A 17,462-nucleotide genomic window follows, 5' to 3' on the forward strand; every position below is an offset into this window, starting at 1 on the left:
TGATCTGGATTCTGGCAAGGCCCATCGAAGCGTGAACGTATTAGTACTCATCACGTTATCAGTTTTAGGCGCTCTCATTGCCTTAGCGGCCGAACTGCCATATGGTGGCTGGATACAAATCCCCTTACTCAGCACCCTTTGGTGGCGACTTAGCCTACTAAAAGATTGCTCACTCAAACAGTACTTTTTCTCTAGTCTCACATTTGGTATTGGCTACTTTGTTGCGGGGCTTTGGTGGCTTTATATCAGCCTGCATGATGTTGGCGGCATGAATTTTTTACTTTCCTGCATGGCGGTTTTTTTACTCTCGACGTATGTTGCTTTCTACTTCTCAATCGCATGCATATCAATAAGACTCTTTAAATCCTCTTATGTATCAGGTCTGTTGCTGGCCTCAAGTTGGGTGCTTGGTGAATACCTACGCGAAGAAATATTTACCGGCTTTCCTTGGATGGGTTTTGCAGAGACGCAAGTCAATGGACCCTTTGCATCCATAGCCCCATTTTTTGGTGGGCTGGCCTGTACTTTTTTAGTGATCTGGACTTCTTGGGAGATTTTTCATCTCAAACAGCGTTTCAAAATTAGTGTCATTAGTATTGCTGCTGTCCTTACGATTTCACAACTGGCAGGATTCATTTCTTTTACTAAACCCTTTGGTGAGCCTATTAGTATTCGTCTGATACAAGGAAATTTTGAGCAAAGTCTGAAATTCAATCCACTGGAAATCAATCAACAAATTGATTTCTACGCCAATGAAATTAAGAGGCAGAAGGCTGATCTTGTCATCATTCCTGAAACTGCATTTCCATGGCCTCAAAATAATCTTCCAGTTAGCTTGATGAATTATTTGCAAAACTTCTCAAATAGCAGCTCAAGCAATCTTCTCCTTGGTCTGATTGGTGAAGTGAGAACTGATAAGGGTATGCAGTACACGAACCGAGCAACTGGCTTATCTCCAAATACTGCTCCATACCATTACGATAAATCTCACTTGGTACCATTTGGCGAATTTATTCCACTAGGTTCTCGGTGGTTTGTCCAAGCCTTTAACGTACCGATGAGTGATTTCGCTAGAGGAAGTCTTAAGCAAGAGCCCTTTGAGATTGCACGCAAAAATCAATCTGCGATTCATGCTGCCATCACGATTTGTTATGAGGATGTATTTGGTGGCGAGCTAGCTTCTCGCATTCAGAATAGTGAAGCACCCGTTAACTTGCTGATTAATATGACCAATCTTGCCTGGTTTGGACAATCACAAGCCCCCACACAACAATTGCGCCTATCCCAAATGCGCTCGCTTGAAACAGGTCTGCCAGCCTTACGCGCTACGAATACTGGTATTACCGCGGTCTTGGGTGCCGATGGCAAGATACTGGACGCCCTCCCCGAATTTACTCAAGCAAGTTTAAGCGCCCAGCTCCAGCCATATGCAGGTAAAACACCGTATGTCATTTGGGGTAATTTGCCAATTTTGAGCATTTCCTGCCTCCTGCTGATCTGGGGCCTGATTCGTCATCGACGTTTTTAGTCATTTTTGACTCTAGACCCTGCTAGCCATGTAAAATCAACGGCTTAGCCAGGTTAATCATGCTTACTTTTCAGCAAATCATTCTCAAACTTCAAGATTATTGGGACCAACAAGGTTGTGCCCTTTTGCAGCCCATCGACCTTGAGGTTGGCGCAGGCACATCGCATACCGCGACCTTTCTTCGTGCTATCGGTCCAGAGCCTTGGAAAGCAGCTTATGTACAACCATCCCGCCGACCCAAAGACGGTCGCTATGGTGAGAATCCAAACCGCCTACAACATTACTACCAATATCAAGTTGTTCTAAAGCCGGCCCCTGAAAATATTCTTGAGCTCTACCTTGGATCACTAGCTGCATTAGGCCTTAATCTCAAAGAAAATGATGTACGTTTTGTAGAAGACGATTGGGAGAACCCCACTCTAGGAGCTTGGGGTTTAGGTTGGGAGGTTTGGTTAAATGGCATGGAAGTGACTCAGTTCACTTATTTCCAACAAGTGGGTGGCTTAGATTGCAAGCCCGTGCTTGGCGAAATTACTTACGGCATTGAACGTTTAGCGATGTATATCCAAAATTGCTCAAATGTTTATGACCTCGTTTGGGCGGACGGTATTTCTTATGGTGATGTATATCACCAAAATGAGGTGGAGCAATCTTGCTATAACTTTGAACACTCAAATACTGAATTTTTATTTGCAAACTTTGCAAATTATGAGAGTGAAGCAAAACGCTTAATGGAAGTACCGCTTGCTCTACCGGCCTATGAGATGGTCCTGAAGGCGGCACATACCTTCAACCTCCTTGATGCTCGTGGTGCTATATCAGTCACCGAACGTGCAGCCTATATTGGCCGTATTCGCAACCTTTCTCGCTCAGTAGCTCAAGCTTATTTTGAGTCACGTGAAAAGCTAGGCTTCCCAATGTGTCAACGCCAAGCTAGGGCTTAGGCTCCAGATCCCAGCAATCTATTTATGAGCACAACCAATTCATCTTCTCAGTCTGCTACTTTATTAATTGAAGTATTCACCGAAGAATTGCCTCCTAAGTCACTACGTCGCTTAGGTGATGCTTTTAGCGAGGGAATCTTTACCGCCTTAAAGTCTGCTGGCTTAGCAAATGACTTATCACAGGCAACTAGCTTTGCTACACCACGTCGCCTGGCAGTTCAAATCAGTAATGCTCTTGATCAAGCGCCCGACTATCCAGTACGCGAAAAACTACTTCCGACTAGCATTGCTTTTGATGCTCAAGGAAAAGCAACTCCGCCTTTACTAAAAAAATTAGGTGCGCTTGGTTATGGTGAGATTGATATTGCCACCCTTGAGAAGTCTGGTGAAGGTAAAAATGAAGCGCTCTACCTTAATGTGATTGCCAAGGGTGCAGCACTAGAACACACTGCACAAACAGCGCTTGAGCAAACGCTTAGTAAATTACCAATTGCCAAAATGATGCACTATCAAGTGCTGCAGAAAGATGGTCAATTAGCTGATGTTCAATTTGCACGGCCAGCGCACCGCATTCTTGCTTTGCACGGCAGTAAAACTCTGAACATTAGCGCCTTAGGCATTGATGCGGGTAACCAAACAGAAGGGCATCGCTTCTTAGCGCCTGGCAATATCACTATAGCAACTGCAGATAGCTATGAAAATGAGCTACAAACCAAGGCCAAGGTAGTTCCTAGTTTTAATCAGCGTAGGGCACAAATTGAAGTAGCACTCTTAAAGGCAGCTGGCAGTGATCTTGTATTGATGCCTGATAGCTTATTAGATGAAGTGACTGCTCTGGTTGAATGGCCAGCTATTTACGAATGTCAATTTGATCAAGAATTCTTGGAAGTGCCGCAAGAATGCTTAATTCTCACTATGCAAACTAATCAAAAATACTTTGCATTGACTGATCAGCAAGGAAAATTACGTAATCGCTTCTTAATCGTTTCTAACATTGAAACTACTAAGCCAGATGCCATTATTTCTGGTAATGAACGGGTTGTACGTCCACGCCTTGCAGATGCCCGTTTCTTTTTCCAACAAGATCAAAAACGTTCTTTGGCTTCCCGCGTTACCGATCTTGGCAAGGTGGTCTATCACAATCAACTAGGCAGTCAGCTAGAGCGCGCTAAGCGTGTTCAAGGTCTTGCTGTAGGTATTGCAAAAAAACTTCATGCCGACGAAAAGCTAGTAAGTCGTGCTGCAGAGGTTGCCAAAACTGACCTACTAACCGATATGGTTGGCGAGTTCCCCGAACTACAAGGCATCATGGGCAGCTACTATGCAGCACATGACGGTGAAGATTCTGAGGTAGCTGCCGCATGTAGCGAGCACTACATGCCACGCTTTGCGGGTGATGCCCTACCGCAGACTGCAACTGGAACAATCTTAGCTATTGCCGATAAGCTTGAAACCCTCGTTGGCATTTGGGGTGTTGGACTAGCCCCCACTGGCGATAAAGATCCCTATGCGCTGCGTCGCCATGCTTTAGGTATTTGCCGTCTACTCTTGGAAAAGAATCTCTCTTTAGGTTTACCTGAGTTAATTGATTTGGCTCGTGTACAGTTTCCGCAAAAAGACGTCCAAGCAAAAGCAAACTCTGCCGATATTTATGAATTCATCATCGATCGCTTACGTGCTTATCTCCGAGATCAGTCCGTTGCTGGAAAATCATTTACCAGTGCTGAAATCGACGCTGTTCTTAGCCAAGAACCGGCGCACATTAATGACTTAATCCAACGTTTAACTGCCTTACGTGAATTTAATGCTTTGCCTGAAGCGGGCCAACTTGCTGCTGCAAATAAACGGATTAGTAATATTCTGAAGAAAACAAGCACGCCAATTCCAGCGAACTGCTCTAGCAAGTTATTGCAAATTCCTGCGGAAGCTAGCCTGCATAAAGCTTTAGAAGGTATTACCCCTGCACTCACTGCCGCCTATGAAAAGCGTCAATTTGTTGAACTCTTAAAAACTTTAGTTGCTCTGAGCGCACCAATTGACCAGTTCTTTGCAGACGTAATGGTGATGGATCCTAATCCCGAGTTACGCGATAACCGCCTAGCTCTTCTGCAACAACTTCACCAGAAAATGAATCTCGTTGCCGATCTCGGCAAATTAGCATGAGCCTCAGCTCCTCTAAACTCATTATTCTCGATCGCGATGGCGTGATCAATGAAGATCGCGACGATTATGTGAAATCTGTTGATGAATGGGTTCCACTGCCAGGCAGCTTAGAAGCAATAGCACTACTAAATCAAGCAGGCTATCAAATAGCGATTGCTACCAACCAATCTGGTTTATCTAGAGGTTATTTTGCGATTAATGATTTGCATGCAATGCACAGCAAAATGGATAAACTCTTGCAGCCATTGGGTGGTCACATTGATAGTATCTTTTTTTGCCCGCATGTAGATTCTCATGGCTGTGATTGTCGTAAGCCTGCACCTGGCCTCATTAAAGAGATTGCCTTACGTTATAAGAAGTTGGACAGTACCCAACCCCTCTTGGGAGTACCCATTGTTGGTGATTCTTTGCGCGATCTACAGGCTGGTATTGCCTTAGGTGCTTCACCGCACTTAGTTCTTACCGGCAAAGGTCAAAAGACCATCGATCAAGGCAACCTACCCGAAGGTACACAGATTCATGCCGATCTGATGGCATTTGCAAACGCACTCCTAGAAGGCAAGGCTTAGAGACAGAATGATCTACTTGCGCTCTACTCTCTTTGCTTTATTTCTTCTCATCTTTACCCCGATTTGGTCAGTGTTATGTATGCTGGCATTTCCTTTTTTGAGCTCAGAAAACCGGTATAGCTTTATCGGACTTTGGAACAAAGTAGTCATTTGGCTTTTGTGGCATCTATGCGGTATCCATTATGAAATTCGAGGTATGGAGCATATGCGTGCAGTACTAGATCAACCGGTCGTCATCCTTAGCAAACACCAATCTGCTTACGAAACGATTGCCTATATTGCCCTTCTACCTAAACAGCTTTGCTTCGTATTTAAACGTGAGCTGCTTTGGATTCCATTTTTTGGCTGGGCCTTAGCTTTGCTGAAGATGATTCACATTAATCGCGCAAATAAACAAACAGCAGCGCTATCAGTTGCTAGCCAGGGTCGTAAACGCCTGAGCGAAGGTAAGTGGATCATGCTTTTCCCAGAGGGCACCAGAACACCTAGAGGCTCAACTAAACCTTATCGTAAAGGTGGTGCGCGTCTTGCAAGCGCCACAGGTGCTCTAGTCATACCCATTGCACACAATGCTGGTAATTTCTGGCCTAAAAATAGCTTTTTAAAGCGTCCTGGCACAGTGATCTTTTCGATTGGCCAAGCGATTATTTCTGAAGGTAAATCAGGTGAAGAATTACAACAAGAAGTTGAGGGTTGGATCGAATCTGAAATGCGAGTAATTGATCCAAGCGCCTATAAATAAGATTGCTTAAGAGGCTAAAACTTTAGCCCACTCAATATATCGCTCTACAGCAATATCCTGTGCTCTAGCTTTTAATTCAAGCTCAGTCAAAGCCAGCCTCTCCGAAAACGCTTGCAAATTAGTGCGCAGCATCTTTCTTCTTTGAGAAAAGGCTGCAGCAACTACCTGCTCTAAAGCGCTCCACTGAGTATTGCTTAAATTAAAGTCTTTGCGTGGAATCATGCGAACCACCGCAGAGTTCACTTTTGGCTTTGGTTCGAAGGCCTCAGGTGGTACCTCCAGAACAAGCTCCATATCGTAGCGAGCTTGAAGCATCACAGACAACCTACTGAAATCAGAGCCTCCCGCCTTTGCTACCATCCGTTCAACCACCTCGGCTTGTAACATAAATATTTGTTCATCAATGTATGAGGCAGCTGAAACAAGGTGGAACAATAATGGCGAAGAAATGTTGTAAGGTAAATTACCTACTACCTTACAGAACCCTTTTTTATTAGAGCGATTCTTAGCCCACTCTAGGAAATTAAATTGTAAGGCGTCGCCTTCGATGACGGTTAAGTCGTCAAGGTTTTGTTGCTTCCAATAAGTCACTAAGTCACGGTCAATTTCTAGAAGATCGAGTTGATCGAGATTTCTGAGTAAAGGTATGGTTAAAGCGCCAAGACCGGGGCCAATCTCAATCACATGCATATCTGGGCCAGGATTGATTAAAGCTATGATCGAATAAATAATCCCATCATCCTGCAAAAAATTCTGCCCAAAACGTTTGCGCGCACGATGCATTACTTAGCTGATATTTCTTTTATTGAGAGCGAGTGTATAAGCTAAACGAAGAGCTTCAAGCATGCTGCCAGAATCAGCAATGTCTTTTCCAGCAATATCCAATGCGGTTCCATGGTCTACTGAAGTACGAATGATTGGCAAACCTAAAGTGACGTTCACGCCACCGCCAAATGTGACAAATTTAAAAGGAGCCAACCCCTGATCGTGATACATCGCTATAAATGCATCAACATGCTCTAGTGCTGCGGCATCAAACATGGTGTCCCCAGGATAAGGCCCAGAAACCCTAATACCTTGCTGTTTAGCAGCCTCAATTGCAGGCGTAATCATCTCAATTTCTTCGCGCCCCAAATAACCCGATTCTCCAGCATGCGGATTTAAACCAGCAACCCGAATCACTGGGCTGGTGATACCAAATTTTGTATGCAGATCTTGGCTTACTATTTGAATCGTTTCAAGCAAAAGCTCGTAACTTAGAGATGCAGAAACTTCCTTCAAGGGAAGATGGGTACTTACCAAAGCAACTCTTAAGTCCCTTTGAGACTTAATTCCCAAAAAACCAGCAGGCAATGGAGCACATAACATCATGACTACGTGCTTTGTATTGCAGCGCTGCGCTAAATACTCAGTATGTCCAGTAAAAGGAATACCAGCACTATTAATTAGGCTTTTTTGAACTGGCGCTGTAACCATCGCATCGAAATCCCCATTTAGACAAGCTTCGCTAGCTCGATCAAGAAGATTGAGGACATATTGAGCATTGGCAGGATTTAAAACTCCTGGGACCATGGGTGAACCAAGTGAACTTGACTCAATCATTAAACGCTCAGGAGTGCTCAGGTTTTTACCTGAAGAATCTTTAAATAAGCTTGTATCGCCTAATAAAGTTATCTGTACATCAGGTTGCTCACTCAAAAAATTCTTTGCTGCAGCCAAAGAAACTTCTGGTCCGATACCAGCAGGATCACCAGTAGTGATTACTAATTTAACGAAGCGCGGCGTCGGCTGCATCGTCTGTGTTCAAGATTTTTACAGTTGCTGTATCGCGCAATTCACGCACCCAGTCCTGATAAGCTTGTTCGAATTTTCTTTCACGGATAGCAGCGCGCGCAAATTCTCGCTGTTTTTCTACCGTTAACTGTGCTTCACGACGCTCTAACACCTGAATGAGATGCCAACCAAATTCAGACCTGACCGGATTACTCACTTCACCTATTTGAAGTCGATTCATCGCCTGCTCAAATTCGGGCACTAAATCGCCGGGGCTCATCCAACCTAAATCACCGCCATTTGGAGCCGAGCCATCCTCAGAATATTTTTTAGCGAGCTCCCCAAAATCCGCAGTCTTAGCACGTACTTGATCGCGATAACCTTGCAAGCGCCTCTCAGCATCTTGATCGGTTAGCCCTGGCCTATTTTTTAACAAAATATGACGTGACATCGTTTGGGTAATTGGAATATTTTGGGGGGTTGTAGACACAGGCTCTTGCGTTGAGGCTTGCTGAGCAGGGGCTACGCCAATAGCGCGACGGTCTAAAACCTTGAGTACGTGATATCCCGCTGGACTCTTAACAACGCTGCCTGCAACCTGCCCGCCACCAGTATTTCGGACAGCCTCATAGAATAATTGTGGCAAACGATCAGGGCTGCGATAACCTAAAGCTTGAAATTTAATTTTAGGATTTTCTTTTGCGGCAGCAGCGCCGAGTTGCAAAAAGTCTACATCACCTTTTGCATCACGCAGCAAGGCCTCAGCCTGCTTCTTTGCTTCTGCTTGAGCGCTTGCGCCGGCACCCGCATCGACAGGAATAAAAATCTGAGCAACATCAATTTCTTCTGGACCCCCTTTAACTGGTGGTGCAGAACGTTGGTCGCCTCCACCAGCCATTGCCCGCATGCGATCAGCAATGAAATTATCTATCTCAGCATCTGAAATCTTGATCTGAGTGTCTACTGAACGCTCTCGATACCGGCTAACAATAATATCTTCACGTAAATTCTGTTTATAACGCTCAAATGATAGTCCCGTAGCAATGACTTTGGACTTGAACTCGGCATAACTCGCTTTATTTTTAGAGGCGATATCTCCAATAATTCGATCTAACTCTTTATTCGTGACTATGATGCCTTCTTGCTCGGCATTTTGTAATTGAATTTTTTCAATAATGAGTCGGTCTAAAATTAATGATCTTAAATTCGTAGAGTCAGGTAACTTCGTACCCTGCTTCTGAAGCATTACGATTCGATCATCGATTTCCTTGCGGGTGACATAACCTGTATTTACTACCGCAGCGACGCCATCGATATTGCGAATCTTTTTCTCTGTTGTATTGCCAGTCTTAGCAGAATCTTGGGAGTGGGCAATACCCGAAAATAAAACGGCACCTAGCAGTAGGACGGTAGTCAGGTTCTGTTTCAAGTGATTCCTACAAAGCATCATTGATAGTTCTCATATATTGAAGGGGGTATAGGCTTTGACGTGGGCATATATCCAGGTACATTTAGCTTCATGATATCAACTGGATTGCTACCGGCACTAGCAAAGCCCCTAAATTCTATTTGGAAGAGCACTTGAGTAGTAGTTATTTGAGAGGTATTTAGTATTTGTGAGTAGACGCTACGGAATGTCCAGCAATCTCTTGTCCACTCTAAACCAATCAAAGTATTTAAAGTTTTAGTCGTCAAGGCATCATAACCCCAGCGACCCAATACAGATAGTTCGCGCGAGAGTGGCCATTGTCCAGAGATGTTGTACTGATCAGTGGTAGTTGCAGATGGGGTAAAGAGTTGATTGTTTTGCACTGATGCTTGGACTGGCGGCGACCACACATTACGGTATCCAAAATTCAGGCTTCGGCCAGGGGTAGGCCTCCAGCTTCCTCCCACTGTAGTTTGTACTAAGCGATTAAGCTGAGTGTTGTACTGACCAAACATATCAGCGCTAAAATTTCCAAGTAAACGTACTGAGGCAGAACCCAAAGTATCGGAATAAGTTGAGGGATTAACAATATTGCCGTTTAAACCTACTTTCTGGCCAGTAAATTGTTGCTGCTGTGCCAGAGTTACGCTGGCTCTCTCGGCACCCGTATTGGCCTCGATCATTCTGCTAGTCATGCCCAAGGTTGCTGCATTTCTGTCAGCAATACGATCATTACCAACAAATGAATTTTCAGCAAAAATTTGAGATACGCCAAAACCGGCATCGGCAGTATCAAAAATTGGTGTCTGCGCCTGACTTTGATATGGCGTATAGACATAAAAAGCCCTTGGCTCCATTGTCAGCAACATATCGCGCCCAAAGAATCCTTTCAGCTCGGCAGCATCCCTCTCAAACGCCATACCCGAGTCCAAGCTAAATGTTGGAATGGTGAAGCCTTGAACTGGGGCCACCCCAAGAGTATTAAATGGAGTTGCGTTATAGCTATTTGATTGAAAGCTCACCTTGGGCGTAAGGTAATAACCTGGCGTAACTTGGGGCAAAGCCATTGCACCCTTCACTACCGTTCTATCGGCCTGACTATAAACACCTGGAGCTGTAGCAGCTAGATGTCCCTGAATGTTATAGGCGAAGCGCGTAAAGTCAGTAGAAAAAGTTGTTGTCGGTCCAGTCGGTAAAGTTAAATATTTATCGTTTGCACTTGCAGAAACTGGAGTTAAGCGATTGTTATATGTAGCTGTAACATTTGGCAAAACGTTATAAGGCGACTGAACAGTAACAGTAGGATCTGGTTGAAGAGTTTGAAATGTCATTGCTCTAGCTGACACATTCCAATTACTCAAACTACCTGTAAGGCCCTTTGTTGTTCCAACCTCTTGGCGGAATTGATTGGTGACAACCCCTGCTAGACTTTGTGAAAAATGCGTAGGATATAAGTTATCCGAAACTCTAGACATATTTGCATAACCCGTCCATGAGCCAGGCAAGGGCGCTCCGCCCGGTCCAACTCCTCCGGTAAATGCTTGTCGTTGCTGCCAGTCGTATTTCCATCGATCAGTGCCAGTTTGTTTGTCATATGGCAAAAACTCGCCACCGAGAGTCCCAGCGTATTTTGTATCTAAGAAACGGTATTGCGCACCCAACATCGTCCCCCGATGGTTCATGTAACGAGGCAATAAAAGTAAGTCGCGATTTGGTGCAATATTGACGTAATAAGGCTGGGTAATATCCAAACCATTGTTCGAGTTATAACCAGCAACTGGAGCAAGAAGCCCTGAACGACGTTGACCTCCTGTCGGAGCGGTGAAGTAGGGAGTGTAGGCAATCGGTACATCAAAGAATCGCATCACTCCGTGTGTACCAACCATTTCTTTTTGCTCGTTATCGATTTCTAGATTGCTGACCGTGAAATACCAGTCCATATTTTCTGGAGTACAGGTTGTATAAGTTGCTTTATCAAAGACAAAAATGTCAGGACTATCAATCGTTAATTTTTTTGCTTTGCCACTTCCGCGACTATCACGCAGTTCATAAGTAGGCGTCTCCATGAAACCTTCACGTGCATCGACTTTAAATTGTCCGCTAGGTCCCTTAAAGACAACGTTCCCTTTAGAAAGTTCTGCGTTACCGCTTAAATTGGCAATATCGGTGTCAGGGTCATAGGTAATTTCATCTGCTTTAAGAACTGCACCATTGCGACGAATCTGCGCACGACCTTTCAAATGCATATCACGATCCACTACACCATCAATTACATCGCTAGAGGTAAAGGTCAATGATTTACCATCTTCAATTGGCTGACCAACTCGTAACTGATCATCCAACTTCAATATGGTCACGTTGCCACGGTCTGGTAATAAAACAGTATTGGGATTTGACTGCGAAACTGGGGGTAATGGGGTAGGCGCCTGCGCCCGAATCGGGAGTGCGAGTTGCAGCAATATCACCCCCATGATGATGCGCAGGGTTATAGCCAAAAAAAGAGGGGCGCAAAGGCCAGCGCGACGGCGATAATGACTCATGGATCCAGACCAGCCTTATTATACGAATCGACCATGACTGACTCTCGCCTAGACACCCTCCGAAACTGGCTAAAAGCCCTAGACCCTAGCTGGCAGTTAGATCTTGACACTTTGGCTCCAGCCTCAGCAGATGCCAGCTTTAGACGGTATTTCCGAATTCAGTCCCAAAAGCACAATTGTGGGACTTTAATTGTGATGGACGCGCCTCCTCAGCACGAACCTTTGGATACTTTTATTCAGGTCGATTTATTACTCTCTTCTGCAGGGTTAAATGTTCCAAAAATCCTCGAACAAAATGTTGCACAGGGCTTTCTTTTATTAAATGATTTGGGCACCAAGACCTATCTAGCAGAACTCAATAGTGAAACCGCAGATCACCTCTACAAAGATGCAACTCATGCTTTAGTTCAAATGCAATTAGCTAGCAAGCCGAATGTACTGCCAAATTATGATGAAGCGCTATTGCAAAGAGAGCTTGATTTATTTCCTGAATGGTATTTAAGGAAACATCTCCATATTCAATTAAATGATCTTCAGCAAACCCAGCTTCGTGAAGCTTTTGAGTTGATTATTGAAAATAATCTAGCGCAAGTAAAAGTCTACGTTCATCGTGACTACCATTCACGAAATTTAATGGTGACCGAAAAAAATAATCCAGGCGTGATCGATTTTCAAGACGCCGTTTATGGTCCCATTACTTATGATGCCTCCTCCTTATGGCGAGATGCTTATATAGCCTGGCCTGAAGAGCGTGTCATCGATTGGGTTATTAAATTCTGGGAAGAGGGTCACAAAGTTGGCCTCCCAATGCCAAATGATTTCGGGCAGTTCTATCGTGATTTTGAGTGGATGGGCTTGCAACGTCATCTGAAGGTCCTTGGTATCTTTGCAAGGCTGTTTCATCGCGATGGTAAAGATGGTTATCTCAAAGATATCCCTTTAGTTTTAGAGTACGCTATTGCGACTGCAAATCGTTACATTGAGTTAAAACCCTTGGCGCGCATTTTGGAGTCAACCCGCCAAAGTAAAGAATCATAAGTAAAAAGTAATGGACAAGCAAAATTCTCTTCCTTGCTTTCTCCTGGCTGCCGGTAGAGGCGAGCGGATGCGCCCACTTACTGATAACTTACCGAAACCCTTACTCACAATTCAAAATAAGTCCTTACTAGCATGGCATCTTGAAGCCCTTGCTCAGTCAGGCATCCAAAAGGTTGTAATTAATCATGCTTGGCTTGGTAAAAAAATTGAAGAGAGCCTGGGAGATGGCCATCAATTTGGCCTCAGTATTAAGTACTCCCCAGAAGCAAGCGCTCTAGAAACTGCAGGAGGGATCCGTCAAGCACTCCCCCTACTTTCCCCGGAAGACTATTTTCTGGTGATCAATGGCGATGTATTTGCCCCAAATCTAGCAATCAAGTCTCTTTTGGAAGAGGCCTCAAAGCTTCAAAATAGTCCCAAGAAAGTATTGGCACACCTTTTAATGGTTCCAAACCCAGTTCAACATCCAAATGGTGACTTCTACCTCAAAGACTCCATAGTCAGTAGTGACACATCAGCAGGAGCAGAAAAACTGACTTTTTCAGGGATTGGCATCTACCATAAAGACCTTTTCAGAGAATTAAAAATGGGCGTCCCAGCCAAACTGGCGCCCCTACTCATCCAAGCCATGGAACAAAATAAGGTGTCTGGTGAAAAATATACCGGTCCGTGGCACGATGTAGGAACTCCACAACGCTTACAAGAGCTCAATGCAGCTTATGAATAACAAGATCTATCAAAAACGCAGAAATACTCTAGCAAGACAAATCCACGCTAAGTCTGGTGGTGGTATTGCTGTTATTTCTACTGCACCTGAGCTAGCACGTAATCGCGATAGCGAATTTCCTTATCGCCATGACAGTGATTTCTTTTACTTAACCGGCTTTGAAGAGCCGGGAGCAACCTTAGTTATGGAAGTCAACTGTAGCGGTAAAGACTACAAGCTTCAATCGCACTTATTTTGCAGACCAAAAGATACTGAACGAGAAATTTGGGATGGAATTCGTCTCGGACCTGATGCTGCACCTGCCGTGCTTGGTGTTGAGTTCGCATATAGCAACCAAGAACTTGATCATAAGTTAGGTGAACTGTTAGCTGATCAAGATGCGGTTTATATCCGTTTAGCAGAAAGCGCAGAAGCAGATCGGCGCTTACGTCACTGGATGAAGAAGGTTCGCGGACAAGCGCGCGCTGGTATTAATCCACCTTCAGAGTTCCATGATGTAGAAGCACTGATTCATGAGATGCGCCTCTTCAAAGATGCACATGAGGTTGAAACTATGCGCCGTGCCGCAGCCATCTCTGCGCGGGCCCATATTCGGGCTATGCAAGCGTGCAAACCTGGCTTGCGCGAATATCAACTTGAAGCAGAATTGCTCCATGAGTTCCGCAATAGCGGCGCACAAAGTGTTGCCTATAACAGCATTGTTGCTGGAGGTGCAAACTCATGCATCCTGCACTACCGAGCTGGATCAACCGAATTACGCAGTGGTGAACTTTGCTTAATTGATGCAGGCTGTGAACTCGATGGATATGCATCTGATATCACCCGCACTTTTCCAGTGAATGGCAAATTTACAGGTCCTCAGCGCGCACTCTACGACATCACCCTCGCTGCACAAGAAGTAGCAGTTGCAATGACCAAGCCAGGAAACACGTTTATGCAGCCCCACGAGGCGGCACTTAAAGTGCTCACCCAAGGTCTGCTAGATGAAAAGCTGCTCAAACTTTCTGAGTTGGGCTCGCTTGAGAATGCCATCGAGACTGGTGCTTATCGCCGCTTCTACATGCACCGCACCTCCCACTGGCTGGGTATGGATGTACATGATGTTGGCTCTTATCGCGAACAAAGTAATAGTTCCTCCAAAGAAGAGAAGCCTTGGCGCATTCTCAAAAATGGGATGGTCATCACGATTGAGCCTGGCTTATATGTAAGACCTGCGGATGATATTGATGAGGCTTTCTGGAATATTGGTATTCGTATTGAGGATGACGCAGTGATTAATGATTCTGGCTGCGAATTAATCTCTCGTGGAGCACCAGTCAAGGCTGATGAAATCGAAGCCATTATGAAGAACGCCTAAATTCAAATCATGAGTGCATCTCGTTGTGACATCTTGATTCAGGGAGGCGGGCCGGTTGGACTTGCTTGTGCTGCGTGGACTTTGCAAAAGTTTCCTGATGCAAAAGTTATCCTGATTGATCGAAATCCGGTCGATGATGCTGATCTAGTCGCAGCCGATAGTCGAGGCGTTGCGCTTTCTCATGGCAGCAAACTACTGCTCGATACGATTCATGCTTGGCCTGCTGACAGTGCTGATATTCATCGTGTGCATGTTTCACAAGCAGGTCGCTTTGGTCGCGCATTAATGACGCGAGAAGAGCTTCGTCAAGACGCTTTGGGACACATCATTCGCTATCGTGATATTCACATGGCATTACGGCAAGCGCTAAGATCAATTCAGAATAAGAGCCCTCATTTTGTTTGGCAACACATTAACAAAGAAGATGGGCAGGCTGAGATCAACGCCAGGTGTATTGTGCACGCTGAGGGGGGTCTATTTAAAAATCAAGACTGGGTTGAATCTGGCAGAGACTATGATCAATCGGCTTTAGTGGGTTTAGTTGAGGTAGAGAATGCTCCACCTTATCAAGCTTGGGAACGCTTTACATCAGAAGGGCCATTGGCGGTTCTTCCAAGTCATTATGGTCCCAATATTTTGAATCTTGTATGGTGCGGAACTCCTGAGTCTTCACAGCACCGTCTGCAATTAAGTGATGCTGATTTTCTGACATCATTGCAAAACGAGTTTGGCTCACGCATTGGACGCTTTCTCAAAATTCAAGATCGTCGCTTGTATCAGCTAGGCCTGAACTACCGCAAAGAAATTACTAAAGATAATGAAGTGTGGATTGGTAATGCTGCACAAACTTTGCACCCCGTTGCAGGACAGGGGTTAAATTTGGGATTGCGCGATGCTTTCTTGCTAGCTGAAAAGTTAGTCGCGGCATTTTCAGGAACAACAGAAAACCAAACGCCAGTAAACATTCAAAGTGCATTAGAGAGTTATGCGCAAAGTCGCAAAGTCGACCGCACCACCACCATTGGCCTTACAGACTTCATGGCTAGGATATTTACTTCAAATCTGGCTCCAATAGTGATGGCCCGTGGATTAGCTTTATCAGCCCTTCAGTGGCTTCCGCCAGTCAAAACAGCTTTAGCTCGCCAGATGATGTTCGGTAGGCGCTAGAGGGCTTAAAAGGCCTTACAAATCTCAGCATTCTTGGATTCATAGGAATCAAGTAATTTGCCTAAAAATTAGGCAAATTTGGACCTCTTTGTGCTAAAGTGTCATGCTCTGCGCAAGACTCAACTCAATAGATGAAGATCGGCTCCCACCTCCTCGCAAATAGACTATTTGTAGCCCCTATGGCTGGGGTTACTGACCGTCCATTTAGGCAGCTTTGCAAGAAACTAGGGGCCGGCTACGCCGTCTCAGAAATGGTGGCTTCAAATGCCCTGCTTTGGAAAAGTGAAAAGACGCAACGTCGCGCAAATCATGTTGGGGAATTCAAACCCATCGCCGTACAAATTGCAGGCGCAGATCCTGCCATGATGGCTGCTGCGGCAAAAATCAATGTAGACCATGGCGCACAAATTATTGATATCAATATGGGCTGCCCAGCAAAAAAAGTTTGTAATGTCGCTGCGGGTTCAGCCTTGTTACGTGATGAGCCATTAGTGCAACAAATTTTGGAGGCGGTAGTTAAAGCAGTTGGTACCGGACCAGATGCAGTGCCCGTTACCTTAAAAATTCGGACGGGCTGGGATCGTGAGCATAAGAATGCAATCGAGATTGCGCGTCTCGCAGAGCGCTCTGGTATCTCTATGCTGACTGTTCATGGTCGCACAAGAGCAGATCTTTATCATGGCGAAGCAGAATATGAAACGATCACTGCCGTAAAAAATAATGTGCAAATTCCAGTTGTTGCGAATGGTGATATCACTAGCCCAGAAAAGGCAGAGGCTGTTTTAAAGATTACTGGTGCCGATGCCATCATGATCGGTCGTGCTGCACAAGGCCGTCCATGGATCTTTCGCGAGATTAATCATTACCTAGAGACCGGCGGCAAGCTGCCAACCCCTGAAATTAATGAGATTCAAGACATCATGAATGCTCACTTACTAGATCACTATGAGTTTTATGGCGAATTTATTGGCCTAAGAACAGCGCGTAAGCATATTGGCTGGTATTGCAAAGGTTTGCGTGATTCGCATGCATTCCGCCAACGCATGAACACTGCTGATGATTGCAAAACTCAATTACAGCTGGTTAATGATTATTTTAATGAGATGAAATCTCATTCTGACCGTTTGCTTTTTTTAGAAGCAGCGTAGCCTTCAACTAAGTTATAGCTCAATTATTTTGTTTTTTAGATTTAAATATTATGACCAATAAACATCCAATTACTGAGTGCATTGAAACCCAGCTGCAGAGCTATTTGAATGATCTTAAAGGCACGCCTCCGACCGATATCTATCAAATGGTATTGGCAGTAGTAGAAAAACCCATGCTTGAATTAGTCATGCAGCATGCTAAACAAAACCAATCTTTGGCTGCTCAGTACCTTGGCATCAATCGCAATACCTTGCACAAGAAACTCGTCGAGCACCATTTGCTCAAATAAACCACAGCATTACATTACTGATTTCTAAGCCATTTATTAAACCTTTC

15 protein-coding genes are annotated in these 17,462 nt (G+C 44.7%); 11 read left to right on the forward strand and 4 right to left on the reverse strand.

Going from position 1 to position 17,462, the window contains the following annotated elements; all coding sequences use genetic code 11:
• Nucleotides 1-31: 31 nt before the first annotated feature.
• From lnt to CBI31_RS05335, 5 genes are read left to right on the forward strand one after another with little or no spacing between them, the layout of a single operon-like run.
• Nucleotides 32-1,528, forward strand: coding sequence for an apolipoprotein N-acyltransferase (gene lnt / locus CBI31_RS05315; RefSeq protein ID WP_240553749.1), 1,497 nt, complete (start codon nucleotides 32-34; stop codon nucleotides 1,526-1,528).
• Between the two features lie 59 nt (nucleotides 1,529-1,587).
• Nucleotides 1,588-2,472: a glycine--tRNA ligase subunit alpha gene (glyQ, locus tag CBI31_RS05320; protein WP_088525364.1), complete on the forward strand. Its 885-nt coding sequence runs from the start codon at nucleotides 1,588-1,590 to the stop codon at nucleotides 2,470-2,472.
• 24 nt (nucleotides 2,473-2,496) lie between these two features.
• Nucleotides 2,497-4,635 carry a glycine--tRNA ligase subunit beta gene (gene glyS / locus CBI31_RS05325; protein ID WP_088525365.1) on the forward strand — a complete coding sequence of 713 codons (2,139 nt, stop codon included), beginning with the start codon at nucleotides 2,497-2,499 and terminating at the stop codon, nucleotides 4,633-4,635.
• Entirely contained in the window at nucleotides 4,632-5,204 is a 573-nt protein-coding gene (gene gmhB, locus CBI31_RS05330; RefSeq protein WP_088525366.1) for a D-glycero-beta-D-manno-heptose 1,7-bisphosphate 7-phosphatase, read from the forward strand. The genes glyS and gmhB overlap by 4 nt, the downstream gene beginning before the upstream one ends.
• A 7-nt stretch (nucleotides 5,205-5,211) precedes the next feature.
• Complete coding sequence (locus tag CBI31_RS05335; protein WP_088525367.1) at nucleotides 5,212-5,946, forward strand: lysophospholipid acyltransferase family protein; 735 nt, start codon at nucleotides 5,212-5,214, stop codon at nucleotides 5,944-5,946.
• 6 nt (nucleotides 5,947-5,952) lie between these two features.
• On the opposite strand, the gene rsmA is transcribed toward CBI31_RS05335, so the two are convergent.
• The 4 genes from rsmA to CBI31_RS05355 are packed head-to-tail and all read right to left on the reverse strand — an operon-like array spanning nucleotide 5,953 to nucleotide 11,688.
• The gene (gene rsmA, locus CBI31_RS05340) at nucleotides 5,953-6,729 is read right to left on the reverse strand and encodes a 16S rRNA (adenine(1518)-N(6)/adenine(1519)-N(6))-dimethyltransferase RsmA (protein ID WP_088525368.1); all 777 of its coding nucleotides are present in this window, start codon (nucleotides 6,727-6,729) and stop codon (nucleotides 5,953-5,955) included.
• Nucleotides 6,730-6,732: 3 nt separating this feature from the next.
• Nucleotides 6,733-7,740 (reverse strand): 4-hydroxythreonine-4-phosphate dehydrogenase PdxA, encoded by a 1,008-nt coding sequence (pdxA, locus tag CBI31_RS05345; RefSeq protein WP_088525369.1) that lies wholly within the window; start codon nucleotides 7,738-7,740, stop codon nucleotides 6,733-6,735.
• Nucleotides 7,715-9,148: a peptidylprolyl isomerase gene (locus CBI31_RS05350; protein WP_240553751.1), complete on the reverse strand. Its 1,434-nt coding sequence runs from the start codon at nucleotides 9,146-9,148 to the stop codon at nucleotides 7,715-7,717. The genes pdxA and CBI31_RS05350 overlap by 26 nt, the downstream gene beginning before the upstream one ends.
• A gap of 17 nt (nucleotides 9,149-9,165) precedes the next feature.
• A complete protein-coding gene (locus tag CBI31_RS05355; protein ID WP_088525370.1) occupies nucleotides 9,166-11,688 on the reverse strand; it encodes an LPS-assembly protein LptD in 2,523 nt (840 codons plus the stop codon).
• A 33-nt stretch (nucleotides 11,689-11,721) separates the two neighbouring features.
• Here CBI31_RS05355 and CBI31_RS05360 point away from each other — a divergent pair, with 33 nt between their 5' ends.
• The 6 genes from CBI31_RS05360 (at nucleotide 11,722) to CBI31_RS05385 (ending at nucleotide 17,415) form a co-directional block, all read left to right on the forward strand.
• Nucleotides 11,722-12,726, forward strand: a complete 1,005-nt coding sequence (locus tag CBI31_RS05360; protein WP_088525871.1) for an aminoglycoside phosphotransferase family protein — start codon at nucleotides 11,722-11,724, stop codon at nucleotides 12,724-12,726.
• Between the two features lie 10 nt (nucleotides 12,727-12,736).
• A complete protein-coding gene (gene murU / locus CBI31_RS05365; RefSeq protein WP_088525371.1) occupies nucleotides 12,737-13,453 on the forward strand; it encodes an N-acetylmuramate alpha-1-phosphate uridylyltransferase MurU in 717 nt (238 codons plus the stop codon).
• A complete protein-coding gene (locus CBI31_RS05370; protein ID WP_088525372.1) occupies nucleotides 13,437-14,810 on the forward strand; it encodes an aminopeptidase P N-terminal domain-containing protein in 1,374 nt (457 codons plus the stop codon). Before murU ends, CBI31_RS05370 begins: the two co-directional genes overlap by 17 nt.
• A gap of 9 nt (nucleotides 14,811-14,819) precedes the next feature.
• Complete coding sequence (locus CBI31_RS05375) at nucleotides 14,820-15,977, forward strand: FAD-dependent monooxygenase (RefSeq protein ID WP_088525373.1); 1,158 nt, start codon at nucleotides 14,820-14,822, stop codon at nucleotides 15,975-15,977.
• A 131-nt stretch (nucleotides 15,978-16,108) separates the two neighbouring features.
• Nucleotides 16,109-17,125, forward strand: coding sequence for a tRNA dihydrouridine synthase DusB (dusB, locus tag CBI31_RS05380; RefSeq protein WP_088525374.1), 1,017 nt, complete (start codon nucleotides 16,109-16,111; stop codon nucleotides 17,123-17,125).
• Between the two features lie 50 nt (nucleotides 17,126-17,175).
• Entirely contained in the window at nucleotides 17,176-17,415 is a 240-nt protein-coding gene (locus tag CBI31_RS05385; protein WP_088525375.1) for a helix-turn-helix domain-containing protein, read from the forward strand.
• The last annotated feature ends 47 nt before the right edge of the window (nucleotides 17,416-17,462 follow it).

This window comes from Polynucleobacter campilacus (assembly GCF_002206625.1).
GTDB classification, from domain to species: Bacteria; Pseudomonadota; Gammaproteobacteria; order Burkholderiales; family Burkholderiaceae; genus Polynucleobacter; species Polynucleobacter campilacus.

What these genes read in the sequence shown, in the direction of transcription:
- glyQ (WP_088525364.1), top strand. Translation starts at nt 1,588, where the DNA reads ATGCTTACTTTTCAGCAAATCATTCTCAAACTTCAAGATTATTGGGAC.
- glyS (WP_088525365.1), top strand. Translation starts at nt 2,497, where the DNA reads ATGAGCACAACCAATTCATCTTCTCAGTCTGCTACTTTATTAATTGAA.
- gmhB (WP_088525366.1), top strand. Translation starts at nt 4,632, where the DNA reads ATGAGCCTCAGCTCCTCTAAACTCATTATTCTCGATCGCGATGGCGTG.
- CBI31_RS05335 (WP_088525367.1), top strand. Translation starts at nt 5,212, where the DNA reads ATGATCTACTTGCGCTCTACTCTCTTTGCTTTATTTCTTCTCATCTTT.
- rsmA (WP_088525368.1), bottom strand. Translation starts at nt 6,729, where the DNA reads ATGCATCGTGCGCGCAAACGTTTTGGGCAGAATTTTTTGCAGGATGAT.
- pdxA (WP_088525369.1), bottom strand. Translation starts at nt 7,740, where the DNA reads ATGCAGCCGACGCCGCGCTTCGTTAAATTAGTAATCACTACTGGTGAT.
- CBI31_RS05355 (WP_088525370.1), bottom strand. Translation starts at nt 11,688, where the DNA reads ATGAGTCATTATCGCCGTCGCGCTGGCCTTTGCGCCCCTCTTTTTTTG.
- CBI31_RS05360 (WP_088525871.1), top strand. Translation starts at nt 11,722, where the DNA reads ATGACTGACTCTCGCCTAGACACCCTCCGAAACTGGCTAAAAGCCCTA.
- murU (WP_088525371.1), top strand. Translation starts at nt 12,737, where the DNA reads ATGGACAAGCAAAATTCTCTTCCTTGCTTTCTCCTGGCTGCCGGTAGA.
- CBI31_RS05370 (WP_088525372.1), top strand. Translation starts at nt 13,437, where the DNA reads ATGCAGCTTATGAATAACAAGATCTATCAAAAACGCAGAAATACTCTA.
- CBI31_RS05375 (WP_088525373.1), top strand. Translation starts at nt 14,820, where the DNA reads ATGAGTGCATCTCGTTGTGACATCTTGATTCAGGGAGGCGGGCCGGTT.
- dusB (WP_088525374.1), top strand. Translation starts at nt 16,109, where the DNA reads ATGAAGATCGGCTCCCACCTCCTCGCAAATAGACTATTTGTAGCCCCT.
- CBI31_RS05385 (WP_088525375.1), top strand. Translation starts at nt 17,176, where the DNA reads ATGACCAATAAACATCCAATTACTGAGTGCATTGAAACCCAGCTGCAG.